At 44.2% G+C, this 22,618-nt stretch carries 21 protein-coding genes; 9 read left to right on the forward strand and 12 right to left on the reverse strand.

The features are described 5' to 3' along the window. Window positions 1-41: 41 nt before the first annotated feature. Together FPZ44_RS19615 and FPZ44_RS19620 are read right to left on the reverse strand one after the other, a co-directional pair. Complete coding sequence (locus FPZ44_RS19615; RefSeq protein ID WP_144992996.1) at window positions 42-1,130, reverse strand: copper resistance D family protein; 1,089 nt, start codon at window positions 1,128-1,130, stop codon at window positions 42-44. Then, window positions 1,127-1,732 (reverse strand): copper resistance CopC family protein, encoded by a 606-nt coding sequence (locus FPZ44_RS19620; RefSeq protein ID WP_186786153.1) that lies wholly within the window; start codon window positions 1,730-1,732, stop codon window positions 1,127-1,129. Before FPZ44_RS19620 ends, FPZ44_RS19615 begins: the two co-directional genes overlap by 4 nt. A 276-nt stretch (window positions 1,733-2,008) precedes the next feature. Here FPZ44_RS19620 and rnhA point away from each other — a divergent pair, with 276 nt between their 5' ends. Then, entirely contained in the window at window positions 2,009-2,653 is a 645-nt protein-coding gene (gene rnhA / locus FPZ44_RS19625) for a ribonuclease H (RefSeq protein ID WP_144993001.1), read from the forward strand. A gap of 58 nt (window positions 2,654-2,711) precedes the next feature. On the opposite strand, the gene FPZ44_RS19630 is transcribed toward rnhA, so the two are convergent. After that, complete coding sequence (locus tag FPZ44_RS19630; protein WP_144993004.1) at window positions 2,712-3,131, reverse strand: CHRD domain-containing protein; 420 nt, start codon at window positions 3,129-3,131, stop codon at window positions 2,712-2,714. 350 nt (window positions 3,132-3,481) lie between these two features. Here FPZ44_RS19630 and FPZ44_RS19635 point away from each other — a divergent pair, with 350 nt between their 5' ends. The 3 genes from FPZ44_RS19635 (at window position 3,482) to FPZ44_RS19645 (ending at window position 5,901) form a co-directional block, all read left to right on the forward strand. After that, complete coding sequence (locus tag FPZ44_RS19635; RefSeq protein WP_144993006.1) at window positions 3,482-3,694, forward strand: cold-shock protein; 213 nt, start codon at window positions 3,482-3,484, stop codon at window positions 3,692-3,694. A 255-nt stretch (window positions 3,695-3,949) separates the two neighbouring features. Beyond that, window positions 3,950-4,666 (forward strand): YiiX/YebB-like N1pC/P60 family cysteine hydrolase, encoded by a 717-nt coding sequence (locus tag FPZ44_RS19640; protein WP_144993009.1) that lies wholly within the window; start codon window positions 3,950-3,952, stop codon window positions 4,664-4,666. 89 nt (window positions 4,667-4,755) lie between these two features. After that, a complete protein-coding gene (locus FPZ44_RS19645) occupies window positions 4,756-5,901 on the forward strand; it encodes a hypothetical protein (protein WP_144993011.1) in 1,146 nt (381 codons plus the stop codon). A gap of 87 nt (window positions 5,902-5,988) precedes the next feature. Here the strand turns inward: FPZ44_RS19645 and rluF are convergent, their stop codons facing one another. Continuing rightward, entirely contained in the window at window positions 5,989-6,711 is a 723-nt protein-coding gene (rluF, locus tag FPZ44_RS19650) for a 23S rRNA pseudouridine(2604) synthase RluF (RefSeq protein WP_144993014.1), read from the reverse strand. 326 nt (window positions 6,712-7,037) lie between these two features. Between rluF and FPZ44_RS19655 the strand changes: the two genes are divergently transcribed. From FPZ44_RS19655 to FPZ44_RS19665, 3 genes are read left to right on the forward strand one after another with little or no spacing between them, the layout of a single operon-like run. Then, on the forward strand, window positions 7,038-7,373 hold the full coding sequence (locus FPZ44_RS19655) for a GntR family transcriptional regulator (protein WP_418789197.1): 336 nt from the start codon (window positions 7,038-7,040) through the stop codon (window positions 7,371-7,373). After that, entirely contained in the window at window positions 7,370-8,269 is a 900-nt protein-coding gene (locus FPZ44_RS19660) for an ATP-binding cassette domain-containing protein (protein ID WP_144993018.1), read from the forward strand. Before FPZ44_RS19655 ends, FPZ44_RS19660 begins: the two co-directional genes overlap by 4 nt. Beyond that, window positions 8,266-8,931, forward strand: coding sequence for a hypothetical protein (locus tag FPZ44_RS19665; RefSeq protein WP_144993020.1), 666 nt, complete (start codon window positions 8,266-8,268; stop codon window positions 8,929-8,931). Before FPZ44_RS19660 ends, FPZ44_RS19665 begins: the two co-directional genes overlap by 4 nt. Window positions 8,932-9,077: 146 nt before the next feature. On the opposite strand, the gene FPZ44_RS19670 is transcribed toward FPZ44_RS19665, so the two are convergent. The 4 genes from FPZ44_RS19670 to FPZ44_RS19680 all read right to left on the reverse strand — a co-directional run bounded on the left by FPZ44_RS19670 (window position 9,078) and on the right by FPZ44_RS19680 (window position 13,919). Then, complete coding sequence (locus FPZ44_RS19670) at window positions 9,078-9,914, reverse strand: alpha/beta fold hydrolase (RefSeq protein WP_144993024.1); 837 nt, start codon at window positions 9,912-9,914, stop codon at window positions 9,078-9,080. A gap of 87 nt (window positions 9,915-10,001) precedes the next feature. Continuing rightward, window positions 10,002-12,689, reverse strand: a complete 2,688-nt coding sequence (locus FPZ44_RS19675; RefSeq protein ID WP_144993026.1) for a PAS domain-containing hybrid sensor histidine kinase/response regulator — start codon at window positions 12,687-12,689, stop codon at window positions 10,002-10,004. A gap of 47 nt (window positions 12,690-12,736) precedes the next feature. Next, window positions 12,737-12,892 (reverse strand): hypothetical protein, encoded by a 156-nt coding sequence (locus FPZ44_RS26535; protein WP_186786154.1) that lies wholly within the window; start codon window positions 12,890-12,892, stop codon window positions 12,737-12,739. A 22-nt stretch (window positions 12,893-12,914) separates the two neighbouring features. Continuing rightward, window positions 12,915-13,919, reverse strand: coding sequence for a ketoacyl-ACP synthase III (locus FPZ44_RS19680; protein ID WP_144993029.1), 1,005 nt, complete (start codon window positions 13,917-13,919; stop codon window positions 12,915-12,917). 433 nt (window positions 13,920-14,352) lie between these two features. Here FPZ44_RS19680 and FPZ44_RS19685 point away from each other — a divergent pair, with 433 nt between their 5' ends. Beyond that, window positions 14,353-15,117, forward strand: a complete 765-nt coding sequence (locus FPZ44_RS19685; protein ID WP_144993031.1) for a TrmB family transcriptional regulator — start codon at window positions 14,353-14,355, stop codon at window positions 15,115-15,117. Window positions 15,118-15,331: 214 nt separating this feature from the next. Here FPZ44_RS19685 and FPZ44_RS19690 read toward each other — a convergent pair whose 3' ends face one another. Then, complete coding sequence (locus FPZ44_RS19690; protein ID WP_144993034.1) at window positions 15,332-16,522, reverse strand: MFS transporter; 1,191 nt, start codon at window positions 16,520-16,522, stop codon at window positions 15,332-15,334. Between the two features lie 138 nt (window positions 16,523-16,660). Between FPZ44_RS19690 and FPZ44_RS19695 the strand changes: the two genes are divergently transcribed. Next, the gene (locus FPZ44_RS19695) at window positions 16,661-17,158 is read left to right on the forward strand and encodes a GNAT family N-acetyltransferase (RefSeq protein WP_418789194.1); all 498 of its coding nucleotides are present in this window, start codon (window positions 16,661-16,663) and stop codon (window positions 17,156-17,158) included. Window positions 17,159-17,315: 157 nt separating this feature from the next. Here the strand turns inward: FPZ44_RS19695 and FPZ44_RS19700 are convergent, their stop codons facing one another. Genes FPZ44_RS19700 through FPZ44_RS19710 form a run of 3 tightly spaced genes read right to left on the reverse strand, consistent with a single transcriptional unit; the run spans window position 17,316 to window position 22,220 of the window. Beyond that, on the reverse strand, window positions 17,316-20,303 hold the full coding sequence (locus tag FPZ44_RS19700) for a GAP1-N2 domain-containing protein (RefSeq protein WP_144993036.1): 2,988 nt from the start codon (window positions 20,301-20,303) through the stop codon (window positions 17,316-17,318). Then, a complete protein-coding gene (locus tag FPZ44_RS19705) occupies window positions 20,300-21,562 on the reverse strand; it encodes a hypothetical protein (RefSeq protein ID WP_144993039.1) in 1,263 nt (420 codons plus the stop codon). Before FPZ44_RS19705 ends, FPZ44_RS19700 begins: the two co-directional genes overlap by 4 nt. A gap of 13 nt (window positions 21,563-21,575) precedes the next feature. Further along, window positions 21,576-22,220 (reverse strand): beta-mannanase, encoded by a 645-nt coding sequence (locus FPZ44_RS19710; protein ID WP_144993042.1) that lies wholly within the window; start codon window positions 22,218-22,220, stop codon window positions 21,576-21,578. Window positions 22,221-22,618: the final 398 nt, after the last annotated feature.

A 22,618-nucleotide genomic window follows, 5' to 3' on the forward strand; every position in this document is an offset into this window, starting at 1 on the left:
AAGCCATACATAGTAGTATGCAAGCATTAATTTATACATAGTTACACTGCTGCAGGTACGATCGATATTAGGACGGCTATAAATACCGTAATAACAGCTAAACCACCTATCGTAGTGAATACAAATGGGGAGTGCTTCTTGCGATAGGCCATGACCATCAGAGCAGCAAATAGCATAGCAATGAAGCTCAACAATATCGTGTAGCTGTTGAAGGCTAAGTCCACTCGCCAGTTGATGCTCCAACTCCCTTGATGAAGCAGTGCAAACCATTGTGATACACCATCAGTTTGGAGTACTTGTGTTACATCACGGGGCGAAGCGGAATGCGTCATAAATGCGGTTACTAGCAAAATGACTACAACGATAGTTGTTTCGGCGCGCAGCCACTTGATATGCATGCTCTTTCTAAGTAAAAATCCATTGATGAATGCCAGGCTTATCAATACAGCATATAAGAGATGCTTCAGCAATAAAGCTTGTCCGTAAGGCAGCAGCCAAGAATCCCAATAAGCAGGTGTGATATATTCCATTAGCATTAGACCCGCAGCTGTAATGGCAGTCATACAGCCGATTGCCAGTGGCGAGTACCAGTTCAAGAACGCACTCCAGCGTATTTCACCGGTAGAGACAGAGAACCAGCTAACTACCAGTAAAATACCGAACCATAGGCAGACACCAGCAAAATGAATCCAATGGGCAATCAGTCCGCCTATCGCATCCACAGATGAAGCGTGACTTGTCCAAGCGATAAGCACACTTAGCAGCAAGCTCCATACGAATCCTGTAATTGCTGCTTCTTTAGAAGCTTTTACATCGATAAGCTGAATAAATACCGCTAACAGTACCGCTGCCAAGCAAAGTGTCAGCCATTGAATCCCCATATCGGAAGTTAGAATAAAGCGGAATAGTGAGAATGATTGCCCCGACTGCTCCGCAATAAACGTTACGATGGGGATAAGGGGTACAAATGATAACAGCGCTATTAATAAGCTGCTACCCGTTAACAGATGAGCAGGTAATGTATAAGCCGGACGTATGCGCTCAGGGATTGAATATAGAAATAATCCGCCAATTAAGATAGCGAAGCATACGTATAAAGCAGCTTCGGTAATGGTTAGCAAGCCGATCATGAATTAACGTCTTTCTTCTTCATAATAAAGAACAATACGATTAAAGCGATCCCGAGTACAACGACGATAATAGGGAGCAAAAGACTGTCACCGTTAAGTTTGGACGTACTCTGTTGTCCGTCTACAGATTCAGCAGCTTCTTTTGTCGACGTCGGGTCCTTTTGCACAGCGGAGTCTTCGGATGCTGCATTATTGTTTGGACTAACCGTTGCTCCTGGTTGGTTATTATCTTTGTTAGCCACTGCTTGTTCATTTTGTACAGTAAATTGGTAATTGCCATGAATAAGATGCCCATCGGCTCCGATGATGGACCAGTTTACTGCTATTTTTCCATTAGGTAATGGAGCTGCTGTCGTACCTCTTAAAGTTGCTCCGTCAATTTGGATCGTATCTAAAGCAATTGCTTGTCCAGCTTCATTTTTAAGTGTAAACTTGCTTCCTTCGAGGATGTCTGTATTAAAGGTTAATTCAAGTGCTTTGACATCTTCCTTCACGACTGCATCTATGGCAGGAATCGACTCCGTAAGATTACTATGCGCCCATACTTGAGTAGGGAGTAAAATAAGGTAGAGGCTTAGTATACATGCAAAAAACTTTCTCATCTGTCTATGCATCCTTTCCTTGTGTGTAGTCATGTTGTACCAATTAAGCTTGCTGGGAACTCATTTATCTTAACGAAAAATAGATAGGATGAATACCCTTTTCGCATTAGTCCTATCCGAATAAAGGAAATGTTGTGACAGCCTATTCACATTCATATAGAGGCGATGTATGGTTGGATTCCTTAGTGCCGAACAACTATGTATGCATGGAGGTTTACGTGTGGTAAGGTAAGGCGATAAGAAGTAAGGAGTACCATTAACGGAAGGGGAATCAGTGTGGCTAAGCAGAAGTATTACGTCGTGTGGGTAGGGAATACTCCGGGCATTTATACGAGCTGGAATGAATGTCGAGTACAAGTTGAGGCATTTAAAGATGCCAAATATAAATCATTTACGTCCAAAGAAGAGGCAGCACAAGCTTATAAAGATGGATGGACTCGTCACTACGGAAAGAGCAGCACACAGGCATCAGAAAAGGGGCGGTCGGCTGCTTCATCTGCAAATACGACAGCCGTAATTGATTATAATAGTATCTCTGTAGACGTTGGTACGAAAGGAAATCCGGGTCCGATTGAATATAGGGGTGTTGATACGAAGACAGGGGAAGTCATATTTGCCCACGGTCCAGTTCAGAACGGAACGAACAATTTGGGGGAATTTTTAGCGATTGTTCATTCATTGGCATACTTGAAGAAACAGGGCAGCAACAAGACGGTATACAGTGATTCTCAAACTGCGTTGAAGTGGGTGCGTGAGAAAAAGGTAGCTACAACACTGGAGCGGAATGAATCAACGAAGGAAGTATGGACATTGGTAGATCGAGCGTTGCAGTGGCTGCAAGCGAATAGCTATGATAACAAGCTGCTTAAGTGGCAGACTCAGCAGTGGGGCGAGATTAAAGCGGATTACGGTAGGAAATAACAAAGGAACAAAAAAACACGGATCATAGTGATCGGTGTTTTTTTGTTGAGATAAGCATTTAACGCCGGAGTTGTCCGCGTATTTCTCCATTTGGATGCTTTAGCGTGCTAACGTCAACGTAAGCATTGCCGCTTCTGATTTCAGCGACTAAGTCTGCAATCGTTCTGCCAGCTAAAGGCCCGACTAGATCGTTGCTTGTTAATACGCCAGTAACGAAGCCTTTTTTAACTGATATAGGGAACTTGGTTGTGCCGAATAAAAACGCGACAATAGGTCCGGTAGCTCCTTTTCTTCCAAGATGAATATGTGCTTGAAGTACTTTGGAAATATTACGGACGGCAAGTTTAAATCTGATTTGCGTTCCGTTATTTATCACTTTAAGTACTGCAATTCCTGCTGCTTTCGTTTTGACTGGTGGAACTTCGTTACGACCTCTTAGGACAGCCTTAAAAGGTTTCGCATGTTTTAAATTGCCGATGAGTATCCACTCCCTTCATGTGAAGTTGATTTACCTTATTCGGCAGTAAGGCAATACGGTTGTGTTCCTGACCAGAGGAGGGAAATAAATTTAGAAAAGCCGTCAAGTTTATCTAAACGTGCGCATATGATATCAGTAGTGGCTTCCATTCACATCGTTTACTTACCTTCAAAAAATCGCCTGCTACAAAGGATGTTGGAAAAATTTTTTTCCGCTGTGAAAGATTTGCGCTCAAATGTGTTATAATACAATTATCGAAGTTATTGCACGCTGAAGTAAGTGCCCCGAACATAGCGTTTGGGGCACTTATTGTATCGCATGTGAATCTTGAAAAGAAAGAGGGATGGTTCATGTATAATTCACGTAAGAAGCCTCAAGATGACATTCCTGAAGAAATCACATCCATATGGGCTTGTACAAGCGAGGACTGTAAAGGTTGGATGAGAGATAACTTCGTTTTCTCATCTGAGCCAACGTGTGTTCAGTGCAACTCGCCAATGGTTAAGAGCGAAAGAAAGCTGGCCGTGCTTGTTAATACAAGTCCAAGTCAGACAAAGAAATAAATGATGAGGCAAGTCAAAAACCACCCTATGGGTGGTTTTTTTCTTGGATGAGTAAAGGGGTATTTGTATGCTTTCTAGAGGCTTATAACGAGATTATGAATGGTAGTGGACTAGAAAGGTGACAAAGTGGAGCGGAAAAATAAGTATAAAACAATTGACATTCCGTTATTTTATAAAATATGATTATTCTGGAAGGTTAATTGGCCAATAAACTTCTAATCATCTGCCAATTTAAAAGGTGTAGGAGGAAGAAGTGTGAAATTAAATAAGTTCATGTTACTCGCTTTATGCGCAATCATGCTGTTTGTAATACCTATTCAAGCGGGTGCAAGCTCTAATGAGCAGCAGTTGGATCAAATTATATCTCTTCATGGAAATGGTTTAACGAAAGAGGAATTGAAGCAATCGATTGAGGAATTATCCAATCAAACTGGTCTTTCTAAGCAACAAATTACGGCACAAATTCAAAATGAGCTTCTGGATCAACCAGAGGAAATCATTGCTTACGGTACCCCAGTTGAAGGTGGAACCATACAACTTGATTCAAGCGAAAAGGGAAATTTATTTTATCAACCTGCCTCGTTCGCTGGAGTTGAGCATGGTCACGTCGGATTGTATTATACTCCAAGCACTATCGTTGAATCCTCAAGCCCTAAATATGGCGTTATCCTCGCTGCTGTAGCTGACCGCAAAGTAAAGAGCGGAGCGCGCATTTTGAAAGTGAAATCCACCTCAGTCGCTCAAAACCACAGTGCAACAGAATGGGCAAAATCAAAAGTTGGTTATGCTTATGACATCAAATTTTTTGACAATCGCTTCTGCAACACAAACTCTTACAACTGTTCCCAACTCGTATGGTGTGCATTTAAACAAGTAGCTAATATCGACTTAGATAAAAACGGAGGCTGGGGCGTTTATCCGAAAGATATCCGTGATTCCAGTCTGATTACGACTCTAAAATCGTACAACTAATTATTGGTGTACGAACATAGGCACGAGTGATTGAAATAGAGGTTCAGCACTGACTGGACCTCTAAATCTATGTTTTTGGGAGAATACATATGAAACTAGTATTCGCATTAGCAGTGATGTTTCTAATGTCATCTTGTACAAGCTCTAGTTCGGGTGAAAAAGAAAAGCTTAAAGGTACTAGTCCACACGCTGTCGTCTATTATTCTACAGATCTGCCCAATGAGCGTATTGGTGATGGATTAAGTTACTTGTTCCTTATTGATCGGGAAGGTAAGCTTACCAAAATTAAAAAAAGGGGGTTGGAGTTAAACTCCATCATACCGTTTGGTCAATTGCTGCTGCTGAATCAGAAGGAACAATTGCTAACGATTCAGAAAGACGGCAATATCCAGTCGGCGTCCTATAAGAAAGATTGTACGGTACCAGCTGGCTATGGGCAGTCGTCAGGAAAGCTGTATGACGGTAAGTTGTATTACTCCATTTTCAATGGCCGATTCAGCGAAGATATGAAGTACTACATTTCCAAAATACGCTGGGGAACGGAGTCGCAGCATTACTGCCAAGACATTAAAGCCTATATCGAAACAACAGGAGATGATGGGAATCATATTTATTTTCTTTCCTCGGATATTGCTGACCCCGCAAAGAAGTCATTTCATAAACTATCCATTCAAGGCGCACGCATGACACACCATCAATCCTTTTTAGAGAAAAGCCAGGCAAAAGGACGATTTATGTTCACGAAGCTGGTTGAGCACGGCAATGATATGATAGGTATTTACGCTGACTTAGTTGGCAATAAGGTAGAGTTGAATCTTATGCAGATTCATAAAGACAATAAAGTCCCATTTAAGAAACATCCTCTTATTCAGTACGAAGGCGATAATTCACATTATTACTTCTTTAATAAAGACAGTATGTATGTTCATAACGAGCAGGTTTACTTCGTGGATGGATATGGTGATGTGTACGTGTATCATTTGCAACAGAAGAAGCTGGAGAAGAAGTTCCATCTGAAAGATTATAAGCGTGAATCACGTTTGCAAGATGAAATGGTTTATTTCCGCAACGGCCATCTATACTTTTATCGATTTAATGAAAAGGTGAAGTCACATCAGATTGAAACCTATAATTTGCAGGGTGATCTCAAAACCACGCTGTTATTACCCGATCTGAAAAAAGAGTTAGGAAGAGACTCTGTATTTTTATATGATTTTAAAGTTGTTCGTCCTTGATGCGCTATATTACATGGAGAATGCGGAGATACATAGGGCGCTGGCAAAATAAAAAGCGAGGAAGAAGCGATAAAAAAGGAAGGTGCCTTAGGCCCTTCCTTTTCTGTCGTCTCGGCTTACATGCCCAGTTGATTTCATAATTTCAGCAAGCTCTTTTTCGGTCAAATCACGCCATTGTCCTTTTTTCAGGCTGCCCAGATGAATGTTCATAATACGGATGCGCTTCAGCTTGACGACCTTATAGCCGAACACTTCGCACATGCGGCGAATTTGGCGGTTTAAACCTTGTGTTAGTACGATATTGAACATGCGCTCGCCGATTTGGGTGACTTGGCATGGCTTTGTTTTTGTACCTAAAATTCGAACGCCGCGGGACATACCATCTACGAACGTTTGATTAATAGGCTTATCCACCGTGACAATGTATTCTTTATCATGATCGTTTTCTGCGCGCAAAATTTTGTTGACGATATCACCGTCATTGGTAAGCAGGATCAATCCTTCAGAATCTTTGTCCAAGCGGCCAATTGGGAAGATGCGCTCTTTGTGATTTACGAAGTCAACGATATTGCCCTTAACATGATGCTCAGTTGTGCTGGTAATACCAACTGGCTTATTTAAAGCAATGTACACCGTACTTCTTTTATTACCAATTGGCTTTCCGTCCACACGAACATCATCGCCCGCTTCTACCGTGCTGCCTAATTCCGCTAGCTTGCCATTAATCGTAATGCGCTTTGCATCTACCCATTTGTCAGCTTCTCGTCTGGAGCAGATGCCTGTCTCACTAATAAATTTATTAATTCTCATTGGTAATTCCTTTCTATATCACGGCGAATTCGTATTTACTCATAACGTCATAACGAATTCCCTCTATATACAGGTTTGAAAAACGATCATCATTTCAACATGGTCTATTATACTATATTTCTTGCTTGCGAGACGGTTATACATTTAGCTCCTTATTATACGGACAAGTGCAGCACGGTGGATCATCTAGCAATGAGGTGAATTGTGGAATTTACCTCATTGACATGGTTCATTTTACCAAGTATAGTTGATTACACAACTAATCAACCGACCAAGAGGAGGTGTTTGTAGTGGAATTGTTAACCGATGATGGACGTCCTATTTTTATGCAAATAGCAGAGCGTATTGAGGATGACATCATCGCAGGTCGATTAACCGAAGAGTCTCCGGTACCTTCTAAGAATCAATTCGCATCCTTTTATCAAATCAACCCGGCGACTGCAGCAAAGGGCGTCACTTTACTCGTTGAGCGAGGGATTTTGTATAAGAAGCGGGGGATAGGGATGTTTGTAGCGACAGGTGCGCTGGATATACTCATTGAGCAGCGCAAAGAAAAGTTTTTCGAGCAGTATGTCATAACCTTGTTACGTGAAGCAGAGAAGTTGGGCATTACAGTCGCTCAACTGACAGAGATGCTGGCGAGAGGAGCGAATCAGGAATGAGTGACATCATTGAATTGCAACGATTAACCAAGTCTTACGGGAGTGTAACAGCTATCCGCGACCTTACTCTCCGTTTAGCGCCGAACAAAATATATGGACTGCTTGGTAGAAATGGGGCAGGTAAGACGACATTGCTTCATATGCTCACCGCACAGTTGTTTGCTTCAAGTGGAGAAGTGAAGGTATTAGGGGAAGATCCATTTGAAAATGAATCTGTTTTGCGTCAAATGTGCTTTATCAAGGAAAGCCAGAAGTACCCAGAGACCTATCGTGTTATGGATGTATTAAAAGTTGCTTCTGTCTTGTTCCCTAACTGGGATGGGGATTATGCGAATATGCTGGTAAATGACTTTGAATTGCCGTTAAAGCGGAATATTCGCAAATTATCACGAGGTATGCTTTCTGCGCTAGGTGTTATCGTTGGGCTTGCCAGCCGAGCGCCAATTACGATATTTGATGAACCGTATTTAGGTCTTGATGCTGTAGCTAGAGGCATATTCTACGATCGATTGCTTGAGGATTATGAGGAGCATCCAAGAACGATTATTTTATCTACGCACCTTATTGATGAAGCGAGCAAAATACTTGAACATGTTGTCCTCCTTGAGCAGGGCGATGTTTTGATTAATGAAGATGTCGACCAGCTTAGAGAGAGGGCGTTTACGGTCGTCGGAACAACAGCCAAAGTTGAAGGCTTCCTAATGGGCAAGAACGTTGTCCATCTTGAGGAATTCGGCGGATTGCTTAAGGCAACCTTGGTGAATAGCAGAGAAGCTGGCGACTGCCGTCAGCAAGCGCAGGAACTGGAATTAGAAGTTGTCCCATTATCACTGCAACAGCTTATCGTGTATTTGACGAATAAAAAGGATGAGAGAAAGGTAGTTGAATCGCGATGAATCGAATACAAGGTGTTCTGTCGATATATTTCAGAGACAAATGGATTTGGTTTCTGACTCCGCTTATCATTATAAGTTCTGCCTTAATTCCTAACCTCATCATTAGTAGCTTCATCAGTTACTATATATCGCTTGCCTTTATTCTAGTGTCATCCAGCTTGGTCTATATGTTCGTAACAGGAATCGTAAGCGTACCACAGACGTTCTCGTTCACGATCAGCATGCAAGTTAGGAGAAAGGATTATTTCTTAGGAACGTCCTTCATGGCCGCTATGATCTCAGCGGGCCTTACATTGTTTTCTCTTATTCTCATCATTTTGGAACGTAGGGGGTCCGATCGATGGGGGCTCCAATTCGTGGATGGGGTCAATATACCCGAACTGTTTGGAATTTTGTTTGTGTTATTCATGCTATTTTTCTATATCGGATTTATCATTTCGAGTGCATTTCAGCGCTACAAAGCCAAAGGGCTGCTAACTGTGCTGACGATCTTAATTCTACCTCCTTGCTTGTTTATGCTGTCGCTCGTATATGAAGATGGGCACGGGTTGTATATGTGGCTAACTTCCATTTCACTTGCTGAAATTTCGCTATGGTCGATTCCACTGACTGCCGTTTGCGGATTCCTATCCTATCGTTTGCTGCGAAGAGCTTCAGTTTAATGCCTTGCTACTTTGTTACTTCTTCGTTACCTCCTAGTCCAGTCAAACTTTCAAAGTAAAACAGCGAAAAACCTTCGCTCCACGATGCTGGGGGAAGGTTTTATGCGTTTATATCATGTTGATAGCGATTAGCTCCATTCATTTAATTATATCTCTTCCTCACCTACAAAATACCGTAAGCTATCCAGAAATGAGAGCAGCTCCTTATGGAACTTCTCGCGTTCATCATAGAAACTACCATGACCAGAATGCTCAAATGGGACAAGAAGGGAGCCTTTGATGCCTTCATTCATCGCAATAGCAAGCGGGTAAGGGGCGACTTTGTCCAGCTTGCCATGGAAAATAGCTGTAGGGACATGAATCTTAGCAAGATCGGCGCGCAGATCCTCGTCTCTTAGTGACTTTAATGTCTCATAGGTTGCATGGGAGTCTGCTTCTAGTCCGAGCAGTTGGAACCAATTGCGGAAGCTGTCGCTAATCGACTGGGCAAAAAAGATGTTTCCGAAATCGGTGAGCAGCTGCGGGCGATCCTTATCATTCTGCTCCAACAAGGCATCGATCTCCGCTTTGGTAAAGCCATAGGGGAAGCCTGGCCTTTGCGTAAAGGCGGGGGCTGCAGCATCGACAAGTATGAGCTGCGATACTCTTTTCCCTGCGTGACGCGCCATGTAGCGAATCGCGATGGCTCCTCCCATGGAGAAGCCGATAAGCCGTACATTTTTCAAGCGAAGGGTTTCTAACACTTCATGAATATCATCAGCCATCCGATCATAGGAATAGCCTTGCCATGGCCGATCAGATTTGCCAAACCCCCGCAGATCAATGCTAATCGTGCGATAGCCGTACTTCGGCAGTTGAGAAGTTTGATACTCGAACATATTGTGATTGACGGGCCAGCCATGAATGAGGACGACTGGCTTGCCAGATCCAACGTCTTCTACATACACATTCACACCTTTTTCAACCGTCACGTAATATCCCATTTTGCATCACTCCCTCGATAACCGATCTGTTAATACCTTATCTTTTCAGCTTATGAGGGAGGAGGATCTGAATATGCTTTAGGCATTTTACCTCAAGTTAAGCCATTCTTGCGACTCCGCTGCAGCACAAGGCAATGAAAATGTGAAGGTTGAACCAGCTCCGACCTCGCTGGATACGGTAATCATACCGCCCATTAACTCTACAAGTTTTTTGCAAATGGCAAGCCCTAGACCCGTTCCTCCGTATTTGCGATTAATTGCAGGGTGTAGTTGGGTAAAGGATTGGAACAGCAAATGCTGCTTGTCCATATCGATGCCGATGCCTGTATCCTGTATGGAGCAAATAAGCAGCATATCCTGATCGTCAGCACCTCTGGCCATTTCAAGGGTGATGCTAATGCTTCCTGATTCGGTGAACTTGATTGCATTGCTGGTCAGGTTGAGCAGCACTTGCCTAATCCGTGAAGCATCTCCCAAGAAGAGCGGGAAATCATTCGCGATGGAGTACGTTAAGGCAAGCTGTTTCTCTGCTGCTTTGGCACGGAATAGATCCATGATCGTATCGATAACGGATTGCATATCTACCGGTTCGTGGTGAAGATCCATCTTGCCTGCTTCTATTTTGCTGAAATCAAGTATCTCGTTAAGAAGATGAAGCAGGTTGTCGCTGCTCTGCTTTACGATCTCGGTATACATCTGCTGTTCCTCGGTCAAATGGGTATCACTTAGTAAATTGATCATGCCGATAATTCCGTTCATCGGGGTGCGCAGTTCATGACTGACGACGGCTAAAAATTCAGACTTGGCACGATCTGCTTGCTCGGCAGCTTCCTTTGCCTTGAGGAGCTCTTTCGCATTCGTAACATCGTGAAACGTCACGACAGCACCTTTGCGTTCTCCTTTGTCAAAGATCGGTGTAACTTGATAGCTGGCTAGGAAGCTGGTGCCATCCTTACGCCAGAAGACAGCTTCAGTGGCCTGCAGCGATATTCCTTTATGAAGTGCTGACTGGATCGGCGTCTCATTAACAGGATAGTAGCAGTTATCCGATCCTATTTGCTCGATCCATCCAAGATGATCACCTCCGCACCATTCCTCTTGGGTGAAGCCAAGCATAGCTGCGCCAGAGGGATTAATAAACATAGAGCGGCCATCGAGGTCGAGTCCAAATATACCTTCTGTGACAGAGTTGAGAATCAGCGAATGCTCATTGCTCAACTTCTCAATTTGCTCAATATAACGCATCCTTTCTGTAATATCGGTCGTAATGCCGTACACGCCGACAATCCGATTATCTAAAATAATCGGAACATTAATGACGTTGACATCAATGCGGTGGCCATCACGATGCTTGAGCCCAATCTCATACATTTGCGGCAGTCCTTGCTTGGCGAGATTGAAGTGATACGATGTTTTTTCTAAATCATTCGGATCAACAAGCGGACCAAAATGACACTCGATCAGTTCCTGCTGCGTATACCCCGTCAACATTTCTTGTCCATGATTCGCACTTAACAAATTGCCTTCCAAGTCAAGTGAAGCAATACCTGAAGGATTGTATTCAAACAAGGACTTGTACTCTTGAAGTCGGAGGTCTAGTCGCTTGCGTTCCGTAATATCTCGAGAAATGGCTATTAATTCTTGTACCTGTCCGTTCTCATCGTAGATGCATTGGCTCGTTGTCTCGAACCACATGTATGTCCCATCATGACGACGGAAGCGGAAGGAAACAGGCTCAGATTCTTGCCCCTGCATGATGTCAGATAAATACGTGCGGAGTGCATCTGCATCATGAGGATGAACATAACTAGTACCTGTTGTACCTATCATCTCTTCTGGCTCATAGCCTAGCATGCGGCGACATATTGGCGAAGCATAAAGAAACGTTGCTTCATCATCAGGTGCATGACGGGAAATAAAATCGAGTGCATATTCCGATATGCGTCTATAGTTCTTCTCGCTTTCTTGCAAACGCTGCTCTGTTCGCACCCGTGCTGTTATATCTTGAACCATCCCAATGAGCTGAATCGGCTTGCCGTGTTCATCCTTAAGAACTTCCCATTGAGCTCGAACCGTCTTTCTAACTTGTCCAGGAAGATTAATGCGATGGACAACATCACCGGATTTACCGTGAACAATTGCCTCGTGGATACAATGTTCGATATGGGCATAATCGTCAGGATGAACGAACTGAGAAAAGGGAATTTCATTGAGATAGGTTGGTTGAAGCACATGATCAAAAATAAGACGGGCTTCCTGTGAAAAGTGCAGGCGAGCATTGGTCAAATCCCAGTACCAAGAGCCCATATTGGCGATGCGAAAAGCTTGGGACATAGACTGGTATAAGCAATCATGGTCCGCATCTGTTGATTTCTCAGATTCCAGATGCGTTTTATGTGTACTACTATCAACGGCCTCTTGAACAAGGTACATAGGCAAGCCCGATTCAGGATTGGAAAATATCGAAACTGTTACAGATGCCCATACTTCATGCCCAGCCTTGTGTAGATAGCGCTTCTGAATCATATACTTCTTATCCACAGAATTTTGAATCTGCACTAGTATATGCTCTACATCGCATTGGTCTTGATCATCAGGATGCGTTAATGCCTTATCGGTTGCATTCATTATTTCCGTTGGCGTATAGCCAAGCATATCGCTGTACGCAGGATTGATGCTTATCCATGTCCCATTGGTAGGAGATAAGAGTGCGAGACCGTTCGAAGCTTGATTAAACATATAAGCAAATACTGCACTGTCAATTTGACCTGTCATGATTGAGCTGCCTCACTTTAAAAGTTGAATAGGTATAGACTGTTCATTTACGTGAATATGGGTCCGTCCGATTGTTTCATTTCATGAAAATGAAGTCGATACGTATTACTTAACACCATTTGCTTCATTTGTATCAGCCGAAACAAAATAGATGAAATAAGAGCTGTAGAAAAAGGACCACCTTTGAAGCATTCATGCTCCATAAGCGGTCCTGCTATGTAGTCGCTAAGTTGTTTCGGGGTCAAGGTTCCATTGAATGAGCAGGCCAGCATACGTTAAGCCGCCGCCGAATCCGAATAGGATGAGATGATCCCCGTTCTGTAGCTTACCCTGCTCAAGACCAACTTGAATCGCAAGCGGGATCGAAGCTGTAGAGGTATTCCCGTAATATTCGATGCTTGAGAGAAAGCGATCGATCGGAACGTCGATGCGCTCGCTGATTGACTCTAATATACGTTGGTTGGCGCTGTGAGGGACAATCCAGTTGATATTTTTCAAAGAAAAATCCGCCTGTTGGACAAGTTCTTGAATGCCCTCTGACACGGTCGTCGTTGCCCAGCGATATACTTCGCGTCCATTTTGCCACATCTTATTTGGGCTGTTCATAGGCTGTCCATCGATCGTCTGAGACAATCCTGATAAATAGACATGCTTGCCGCCTTCGCCCTTTGTTCCTTGAACGGCACCGATAAAGCTAGGGTTTTGAGCATCACGCTCTACTAGAGCTGCACCAGCTCCATCCCCGAATAAGATGCAAGTTGCGCGATCTGTATAATCCGTAATCTTTGTTAGCGTCTCTGCTCCAATTACCAGCACTTTATTGTGAAGTCCTGATGTAATTAAGGAGTTAGCCAGGTGTAGACCATAAGCAAATCCAGCACAAACTGCATTAATATCTAATGTGCCGCAGCGTGAAATGCCGAAATGAGCTTGTACACGAGCTGCTACACTTGGAAAGCCATAGTCAGGTGTTATCGTACATACGAGAATAAAGTCAACGTCATCAATTTGTTTTTGAAAACGATCGATTAGGTTTTGAACCGCACGAATGCTGAGGTCGCTTGTATATTGATGCTCATCAGACTTTCGTCTCTCCACAATTCCCGTTCGTTGTACAATCCATTCATGTGAAGTATCGACCAGTTGTTCCATGTCAGCATTCGTTAATCTTTGTTCAGGAACGTAGTAGCCTAGAGAAGTAATTCTAGCTTGGGATATGAGTTTCGCCATATTCGTACTTCCTTTCTCTGCCTCATTAAGAATGGAATGGTGCCTCTATTAAATAAGATTGTGTGTAGATAAGAGATGTATATTTGCTTTTGTTATGCAGCCGTTAATAATCATAACCTTTATATGGAAGATTGGGCAAGCGGATACGAGTGTAGCTTTATATACCTCTACCTCAACTATTTTCGCTCGCTTGTTGAATAAGAGAAAGATGATTCTTGATAATTTACTTTCAAAAGTTGGATGACCTAGTTGACCTTTACGCAGCGTCAATGTTTAGAATGAAGACATCGCTAGCGAATAGTATGGACAGCAAGTCACAATAGGCGGCAGCAGAAGCGGTAGTTTATAAGTGCATCTATTTGCATCTACTCGTACTTTCGGTAAGATAAAGGGATAGAATATGCAGTCATATGCAGACATTTAAGGAGGTACTATGCTGCAACGATTCGGTTATTCCCAATATGAAAGTAAAGTGTACGAGACGTTAGCTACTAGTGAGCAAGCGATGGATGCAACGACAATCGTTAAGTATTCAGGCGTACCAAAGGCAAAAATATATGAAGTGCTGAGCCGCTTAGCAGAGAAAGGAATTATACTCGACGCAATTTCAGGCAAGAAACGTACGTATGCTGCGCTACCCATTCAAGTGGTGATAGATAAGCTGACGCGTGAATTCGAGCAGGATATTACGGAGTTGAGAACAAGCGTCGTGCGTAGAAATTATGGCGATGATCAAGTATGGAGCCTAAAGTCTCAAAGTTCGATAGCCGCTTACTGTAAAGAAATGATTGCTGGGGCACAGCAGTCGATCGTCGTGTCGATGTGGGCCGATGAGTTTGCTGGCTATGCAGACAATTTGGAGCTAAAGGAGCAAGAAGGGGTTCAAGTCGAGGCGCTGGTCATTGGTACGGATTCTGTCAATGTAAAATTGTCCAAGCTGCATTTCCTTACTCCTGCTGAAGGAACAGCGCATATGGAGCGGTTCACCCTTGTCGTTATTGATGGCAAGCAGGTATTGTGTGCAGGCATGGAGGATGGAAGCTGGCAGGCGATTCGGACTCAGGCTCAGCCGTTCGTGAAGTTCTTTACGGAGTTCTTCTATCATGATGTAGCTCTTGCAAAAATATCGCTCAAATATGTAGACGAGCTTTTGCAGGATGATGAAATGCGCTCCCTGCTAATGCGACTGCGCTATTAATTAGGTTAGAAGTGATTAATACTGCGGTGGGAGTTACTCGGCTATGGTATCGGTAAATGAAAAACAGGTCTCACTATTCATATTAGTTGATGTGAATAGGGGACCTGTTTTTATTAAAAGGAATGCTTTATGCGATTGTGATACAAAGGATTCATGTAGTTTATGTGCTCCATGTTATTTAATGATGGTTTGAGCAAATGTGATCCTGTACATTTTATACTTCAGCTGCAAGTTTCGTCGTCGCCAGCGGCTGTTTATCTGCCCGCGAACGGCGGCTAAGTGAGAATAATGCACTCGCCAGTCCAAGCATTGCAATGGCTCCGCCGATCCAAGGATTGATTGCCACGGATGCTTCTTTAATCGCGATACCGCCAATAAAGGAACCGCAAGCAATGCCAAGGTGCATAATCGACGTATTCAAGCTGAGTTGAATATCAGCCGTTTCAGGTGCCGATTGCATCAAGTAAGTTTGCTGTGCCGGAGAGATGGCCCAGCTGAGTGCGCTCCATACCATAACGACTGCCATGAAGATGTAGAAGGAAACCTGTGCAGCCAATGGCAGTACGAACATAGACAAAGCGAAGCTAGGTACGATAAATAGAAGCGCTTTACGAGTTCCTAAGCGATCTGAGATCCATCCGCCGATGCCGCCACCAGATACAGCTGCAATACCGAACAAGAAGTAGATAATGCTCATCGTACTTGCACTAATGTTAAAGTTCGATTGTACATAAGGTGCGAAGTAAGCATATAGCGTTAGATGGCCCGTCAACAACAGGAATGAAATCAATTGGCCGCTAACAATTTTGCTGTCCTTCAGCGAAGCAAGCTGCTTGCGCAATGGAATGATTGGATTAGGTGCAGTCTTTTCCATAAGCAGCTGTATGCAAATCATCGCGATCGCACTTAGCAAAGCGATAAAGAAGAATGGAGCTCTCCATCCATATGCATTACCTAGTACCATGCCAAGCGGGACGCCAAGTACGAGCGATCCGCTAATGCCCATAAAGATGGTGCCAATTGCACGTGCCTTATGGGAAGGCGGGACAAGCTGGGATGCCATCATGATAGATAGCACAATGATGATCGATCCGCTCATTGCGGAAAGCGCACGAGCTGCAAGAATAACGTTGTAGCTGGAGCTCATAGCAACGATTAGATTGGCGATCATGAACACGAATAGAGATATCACATATAACTTTTTCCGGTCCATTTTCGCTGTGACATTCATTAATATAGGTGCAGATACAGCGAAAGCTATTGAGAATACCGTTATAAAATGACCAGCTGCACTAACGGACACGTTCAAGTCAGCGGCGATCAATTCGAGAATACCACCGACGATGAGCTCCACTGTGCCGACAACAAAAGCTGCGATAGCTAAAATATATACGCGAAACGGCAAAACGACACATCCTTATCTTTGAAAGTTACTACTATTATAGTAACCTTTTTAAATTGGATCAACGTTTTATTTCAAATTGTCAGGAATAAGATCGGCATGAACATTTTATGTGTAGCAGATGAAGGAGGATAATGAACGATGAGCGCTATGTTACATACATCACAGGAAGTGAAATTGGCATTTTATCGATCTGATCATTTTGCTTCTTTGCAGATGTTTCAGCTGCCCCAAGAGCAGGAGAAATTTACGGCATTGCCGATAGAAATGCTGGCAGTAGTGACGGAAGGACAATACCGCATCGTTATTGAGCATGATTCTGAAGCGGTTGGTTTCTTTATGCTGCATGCAACGGAGCGGGTGAAGCAGTATTCGAATAATCCGCATGCCATGCTGCTAACTGCACTATCGATCGATCATGCTCAACAGGGAAGAGGATTTGCTAAACAGGGAATGAAGAAACTAAGCGCGTTTGTAAAAGAGCATTTTTCATCCTGCAATGAGATTGTACTAGCTGTAAATCATCGGAATGCGGCTGCTCAACAGCTTTATTTGAATGTGGGGTTTAAAGATAGCGGAAGGAGAAAGGAAGGCCCGCTTGGAGAGCAGTGGATTATGAGCTATTCGTTGCATGATTGATGGGTGTTGGGAGCAAATTAGAAAAACAAGCTGCCGAGTGATTGAACTTTAACCCTACTAGTTAGAGAATACTAACCAAATTAGAGTTGCAGTTTATAGACTCGGCAGCTTGAACATTTATTTTAGTATATGCTTTTGTTTACTATTGCTGATTTTCTTATTCAACACTAGGCTGCTTTGGTTCAGAGAGCGTGTATGTTTGCTCGCCGATTTGAATGCGCGCACCAGCTTGTAGCTCGAGCTTCTCTGCAAGCGGGAGCTTCACCTGATAGGGCGCTGTATCACAAGAAGCTATCGGTGCTGTGATAGAAAATGATTGTGCTTGGTTTTGTTCATTTGCAGGCAATAAGCTTGCGCTAGCAGGCTTGGACTGCGCTAGAACCTTGCATGGTTCTGCCGATTCGAATTCGAATACGAGCTGCGTTGTATCGTTATTTATGGTCGTACTTGAATCGCTATCTGTATCTGCACCATTGCCATTACCCGTGTCATTTTCCGCCTCAACATCCGCAGGTGATTGCTTCACCTGTTCCGCGTAAACAGCAGAAAGACCAGGTATAGCAGATTGTTCAGTTGTATTAGCTGGGTCCGTGGTGCTTGATGGATTACCCGCATTCGGATCAGTTCCAGCAGAGTCTGGTGTAGAACCTGTTCCTGAAGGATCTGTTGCAGTTCCTTCAGGAGGCGAAACTAGCGTTGGATCCGTTACCGCAGTGGGCACGTCTTTCGTTCCAAACACGCCGCTTGCATACAATCCTGCGGCTGTTCCAATTACTACAACAGCTGTACCGACTGAGAATAAGACAACATTTTTGCGTTTGCTGAACAGTCTAGCCAAGGGTGATGACAATTCATATCGTGCCTTTTCATATACAGGTTCGAGTGCTGGTCCAGCTTGCTCAAAATATTGCTTCCGATACTGGCGAGATTTAAACGCATCGCGATCATGACGTTTAAAGTAAGTAACCATTGCTGCTGCATAGTTTGGATGGAGCTTGCGAGCTCGTATAAAGCTTGGATGCGTTTCAGACCAGTTAAAGAACTGGTATAATGTCTCTCGATCTTTTGCATACGTATGAATAAATTGCAGCATTGTTCCATACTCCAATACGCCTTCATCGGTATCCTGACAAAATGCCAATACGAGTTTATCAAATTGGCCACTCTGTAGATCTTGCTGAAGCCAGCGCTGTCCGAGCTTTTGAACACGGTCAAGTTCAGAAGGGGACAGGTTATCAAATATCGTCGCATCTGGTTTCGTGGTCGAGAACCACTGATACGCGGCCAGCATCACAGCAGCCTTAGCGCGAATGCGTTGGTCAAAACGAGTGACCCATGCACGGAACTCAGCCGCTTCCTCTAGGAAGCCTACTTGTAATAGCTGCTGCTTAGTAACATGATCCAAGTCCAGCTCCGTCAGTAGAAATTGGTTCGCTGCATATAACAGCTGTAATAACAATGGAGTGCTGCCGTCATGGTCTTGTTGATGCGCTGTCGACTGTTTAGACGATGCAGTGCTAACTTGTTGACTGTGTTCTAGTTGATGGATCTGTTCTAGAACATCGTTCACAGCTTTAACGAGATCTGGAGTGTGACGAAGCTTGTCCTCCAAATGATAATGAGCCATCTCGCTATAAGCAGGTAAGCTTCGCAGCTGGTTGTGGCGCAATGTCCAATCATGTACGATCCGTATGGCTTCTTCGGCCGTCTGCGTCTGCTGCAGCTTATGATGCAGGAACGGCATAAATAAAGTTCCCGCAAAGCCTCCGTTTAGCACTTTATCGAACAAAGGCTTGCTCAGCTCGTTGCTGCGCTCAATCAAGGCATAGAGAGCGTTCGCTTCCTGCGTACGCTGGGCTGCCAGAGCATGATTAAGGGCGCTAATTAAATACCCGATAAATGCTTCACGTATGAAAGTATCTTCGCGCTGATCGTATTCTTTAAAACGCTCGACAACAGATATCTCTGGAATATGACGCTGCTTAACCGCTTCGTATTCACGCTGGAATAGCTGTACAAACAGGTTATTGAGCTGTTGTTTCTTCTGGAGTGCTCCTTTAGGTGCCAAATAGTCCAAAAGTGTCTGCAGCACAGGAATACGATTCTGCTCATACAGCGAATGCTTGCCTTCTTCGATCTGGAACAATACCGCCAGTTCATGATAGCTCGCTAATGACATGCTGCGAGTAGGTCCCATATCAGAGAGCATCAGCTCCGCATAGGCGTAGAAGCTCGCGGCACGCTCCACGCGATCTAGGTTCCGCCAAGCGAAGTCTAGATAAGGCTGCTGCGCGAGATCGGCTTCTACATTCGTAACGCGCTGTGTTGCCAGATCGAAAGTATAGTCCTTCTCAATCGTACGATCTCCCTGACGCAGGCTGCCTTTTTCTACGAACATCACATGAATGCCTTTCTTGCTCTGTGGCTCTTTCGCATAGGAGAGAAAGCCGAGCTGTGCACGGAAAGCATGCGGCATGCTTGCATATAAAATACCTAGCAGCTTCCTAGCAATATTCGAAGTTTGGCTAATAGGCACGTCCAAAGCAATATAGACCTTCTTCTTGTTCGCAACAGCTGACATCACAGCAAACAGCATCTGTTTGAACATCGCCTCATCGATACGTAGCTTCGCCAACACAGAACGCATAGCAGCAGGGCTTTCAATATTCCATTCTTCCTGCACTTCTGCGGCACTTGCGGTTGGCAGCTCAGCAAGCTCAGGAAGTTCAGAGCCATTTTCCAGCAGGTAGCTGCGCGCGAATGTTGCATGCAACCAAGATACATAGTTGGTCACAAGCTCTTGCGAGCGTTCCGCAGGAATGACATAGTTATGTGTGAAAAATGCACTGCGCAGGCCCGTAAAGTCTGCGGACTGATAAACGCTGCATCCGAGCACAATCTGGCCGCCCTCGGTATGGATCAGATGGACGGCTTCGGGATATTGGGATTCATCCTTTTCCCCGACATTGCTTAATTGAGCTGGTGCATCGTACATACAGAATGGATGCAGCGTTTTTTTAATAAAGGTAGGGTCGAGACCATTTGAACGGGCAATCGTATCATAGCCTTCCGTTGATCGGAAAATACCGCTCCGCTCACGAGTGTACATTTGCTGCTGGATCAACGGGGGAGTGGACCGATTCAATGTTCTTCTCTCCCCTCAATATAGTTGAGCTTGTGCAGCAGCCAGACGAATGGCTCATCGACCCGAATCGGATTGACGACACCTTGCAGCTTCTGATGGACCGGATTGCTGCCTAGTGCAGATACGGCGAAATAAGACGTGTTCGTAAAGTAAACGTCCATCGTACCTTTGAATGGGCGGTCCACTTTTTCAATAAAGCGGCGCACTTCTCCATCAATATTGGCTTGCTCCGTCAAGTTGAGGTATTTACGATGCACCATATTGTTGAAAATATTGCTGTTCGGCTTCAAATAGTCATCGCCTTCATCCGCCAGTGTATGGAGCATGTCGCTCTTTGTTAGAACAACAGCCGTTGGAATATCTGTTTTCGTGTTTTGTTCATAGGCAATAAAGTCCCCGAACATCGTCAGTACGACATCACGCGGCTCATCATATTGAGATACCCATTCCCCTGGGTTATCACCAATGTTGATGCGAATCTTCTCGCGAATCGAACGAATTTGCAATGGATCAACCATAAATAGAATGCCGGCTGAGTTCTTGATGTGCTGGCCATGCAGCCCGAGATAATCTTGATCCACCATACCTTCCCCTGCAACATCGAAGAATACGAGTGTTAGCGGCGGCTTCGTTTCATCTTTGAATACGAACTGGAAAATAAACGGCTCCTGCATCTTCTCCTTCTGAGTCGAGGCAAGCAGATCTCCACGCTCGAAGAGTGGTTCTTCGTACATCGTACGGAACTTGCGGCTAATCTCAGCATTTAGCGGCATACAAGCCGCATCAAAATGATCGGCAGTCCGATGCTGCAGCGTATGAATGAGCGATGTCATATAAACGGACTTACCAACTTGGGAAGCGCCGATGATCGAAATAATATTGCTTGGCACTTTGCCCGCCGTAATCGGCAGTTCATTATGACACTTCGGGCAAAGCCTGCGACGAGTCGTAACACCGTAACGATCATTGAGTCCCAGCAAGACGTGATCCGAGTAAATATGGTGCTCTTCCGGGATGTCGCGTGGATATAGAATGGCTTCCATATCGTAGACCGAATCAAGGCCAAAGCGCTCGCGGTATCGATTCAATGGTTCATCTTCACGAAGGGCATAATCTTCATCGTCTTCACGATGGTGAGTCGCTCGGAATACGACCTCATCAGGTGCAAATTTGCTGAAGCAGTAGGGACATACAATATCGTAAAAAAGCGGCTTAGGCGCAGCTTGCGGTTTCTTTTTGAAAAGATCAAAAATACCCATGTTGTCTTCCTCCTTATTCCGGTATTAGTTCATACACCTGACCATATTGGCGTCCGTCGGTGAAGAAGAGCCGGATGTAGTCGTCCTTGCCAACCTCGATCATTGGCAGTACGGTCTTGCCTGCAACGAATGACTCCACGAACGGATAGACAGTTCCATCCTCTTTATTAACAGGGGAGCCGCCTTGCTTTTTTACATAACAGAGTACGTCTTTAGCCAAGGGGACTTCCGTCGTTACTTGAATTTGCACCGTCTTGTAACGCTTGAACCATCCGCTGCTCTGACGAATGGAGTAGTAGATACGGGCTTTGCCCGTGCTAATTAAAATACGGTTGCTTCCGTCAGGCTGACGAACGAGCGCTGTTCCTTCGTCGGTAGTTATGCTGACATATACCGTATAGGAGAGTCTACCAATCTGGTCGACTCGTTCATGGTAGCCGTTGTTAGCTTTGTATTCATTTTTCGTATACAGCTTAAGGCTGCTTGGTGACGGAGCTTCCTGTTCTTGCAGTTGTTGTCCGTCAGCTTGCGCTCGCTGAATATATACCGCTTGTACACCATCGGGCCATAGCCAGCGCAGCGTGCAGCGGTCTTCGTCTATTTTGTAGGTCAGTTCACGGATGACTGGTGTCGTTGAATCCGCATCGATAACGTGCATGTGTTATAGCCCCCTGCATATGACAGTGTGACGTGGTTTGTTTTTATACCTATTTAAATCCATTTCAAGTTGTGCTGGAAGAAGCGTCAACGGATGTGCCCCGTTTGTTCTGTTAGATTTCGCGTAATATTCCACATGAGTGCAAGCATAATCAATGACACTATGGACAAAAGTACAGTTATTTTAAGTGAAAAACGCCAATTTGCCGTATATTTGGACAAAAGTGCAGTTATTTTTCTCGATTAGCGCTTAAAATGGGCTTGGGAACAAAAATAAATGTATTTTTGCCGATAATGCCCAGAATAAGCCTACTTTCCGATTAAATAACTGCATATTTGTCACAATTAAAATGAGTAGCATTCCACTTCATGCATTCCGTCTGGTTGCACGAATGCGTA

This window comes from Paenibacillus agilis (assembly GCF_007786455.1).
Lineage (GTDB): Bacteria > Bacillota > Bacilli > Paenibacillales > Paenibacillaceae > Paenibacillus_B > Paenibacillus_B agilis.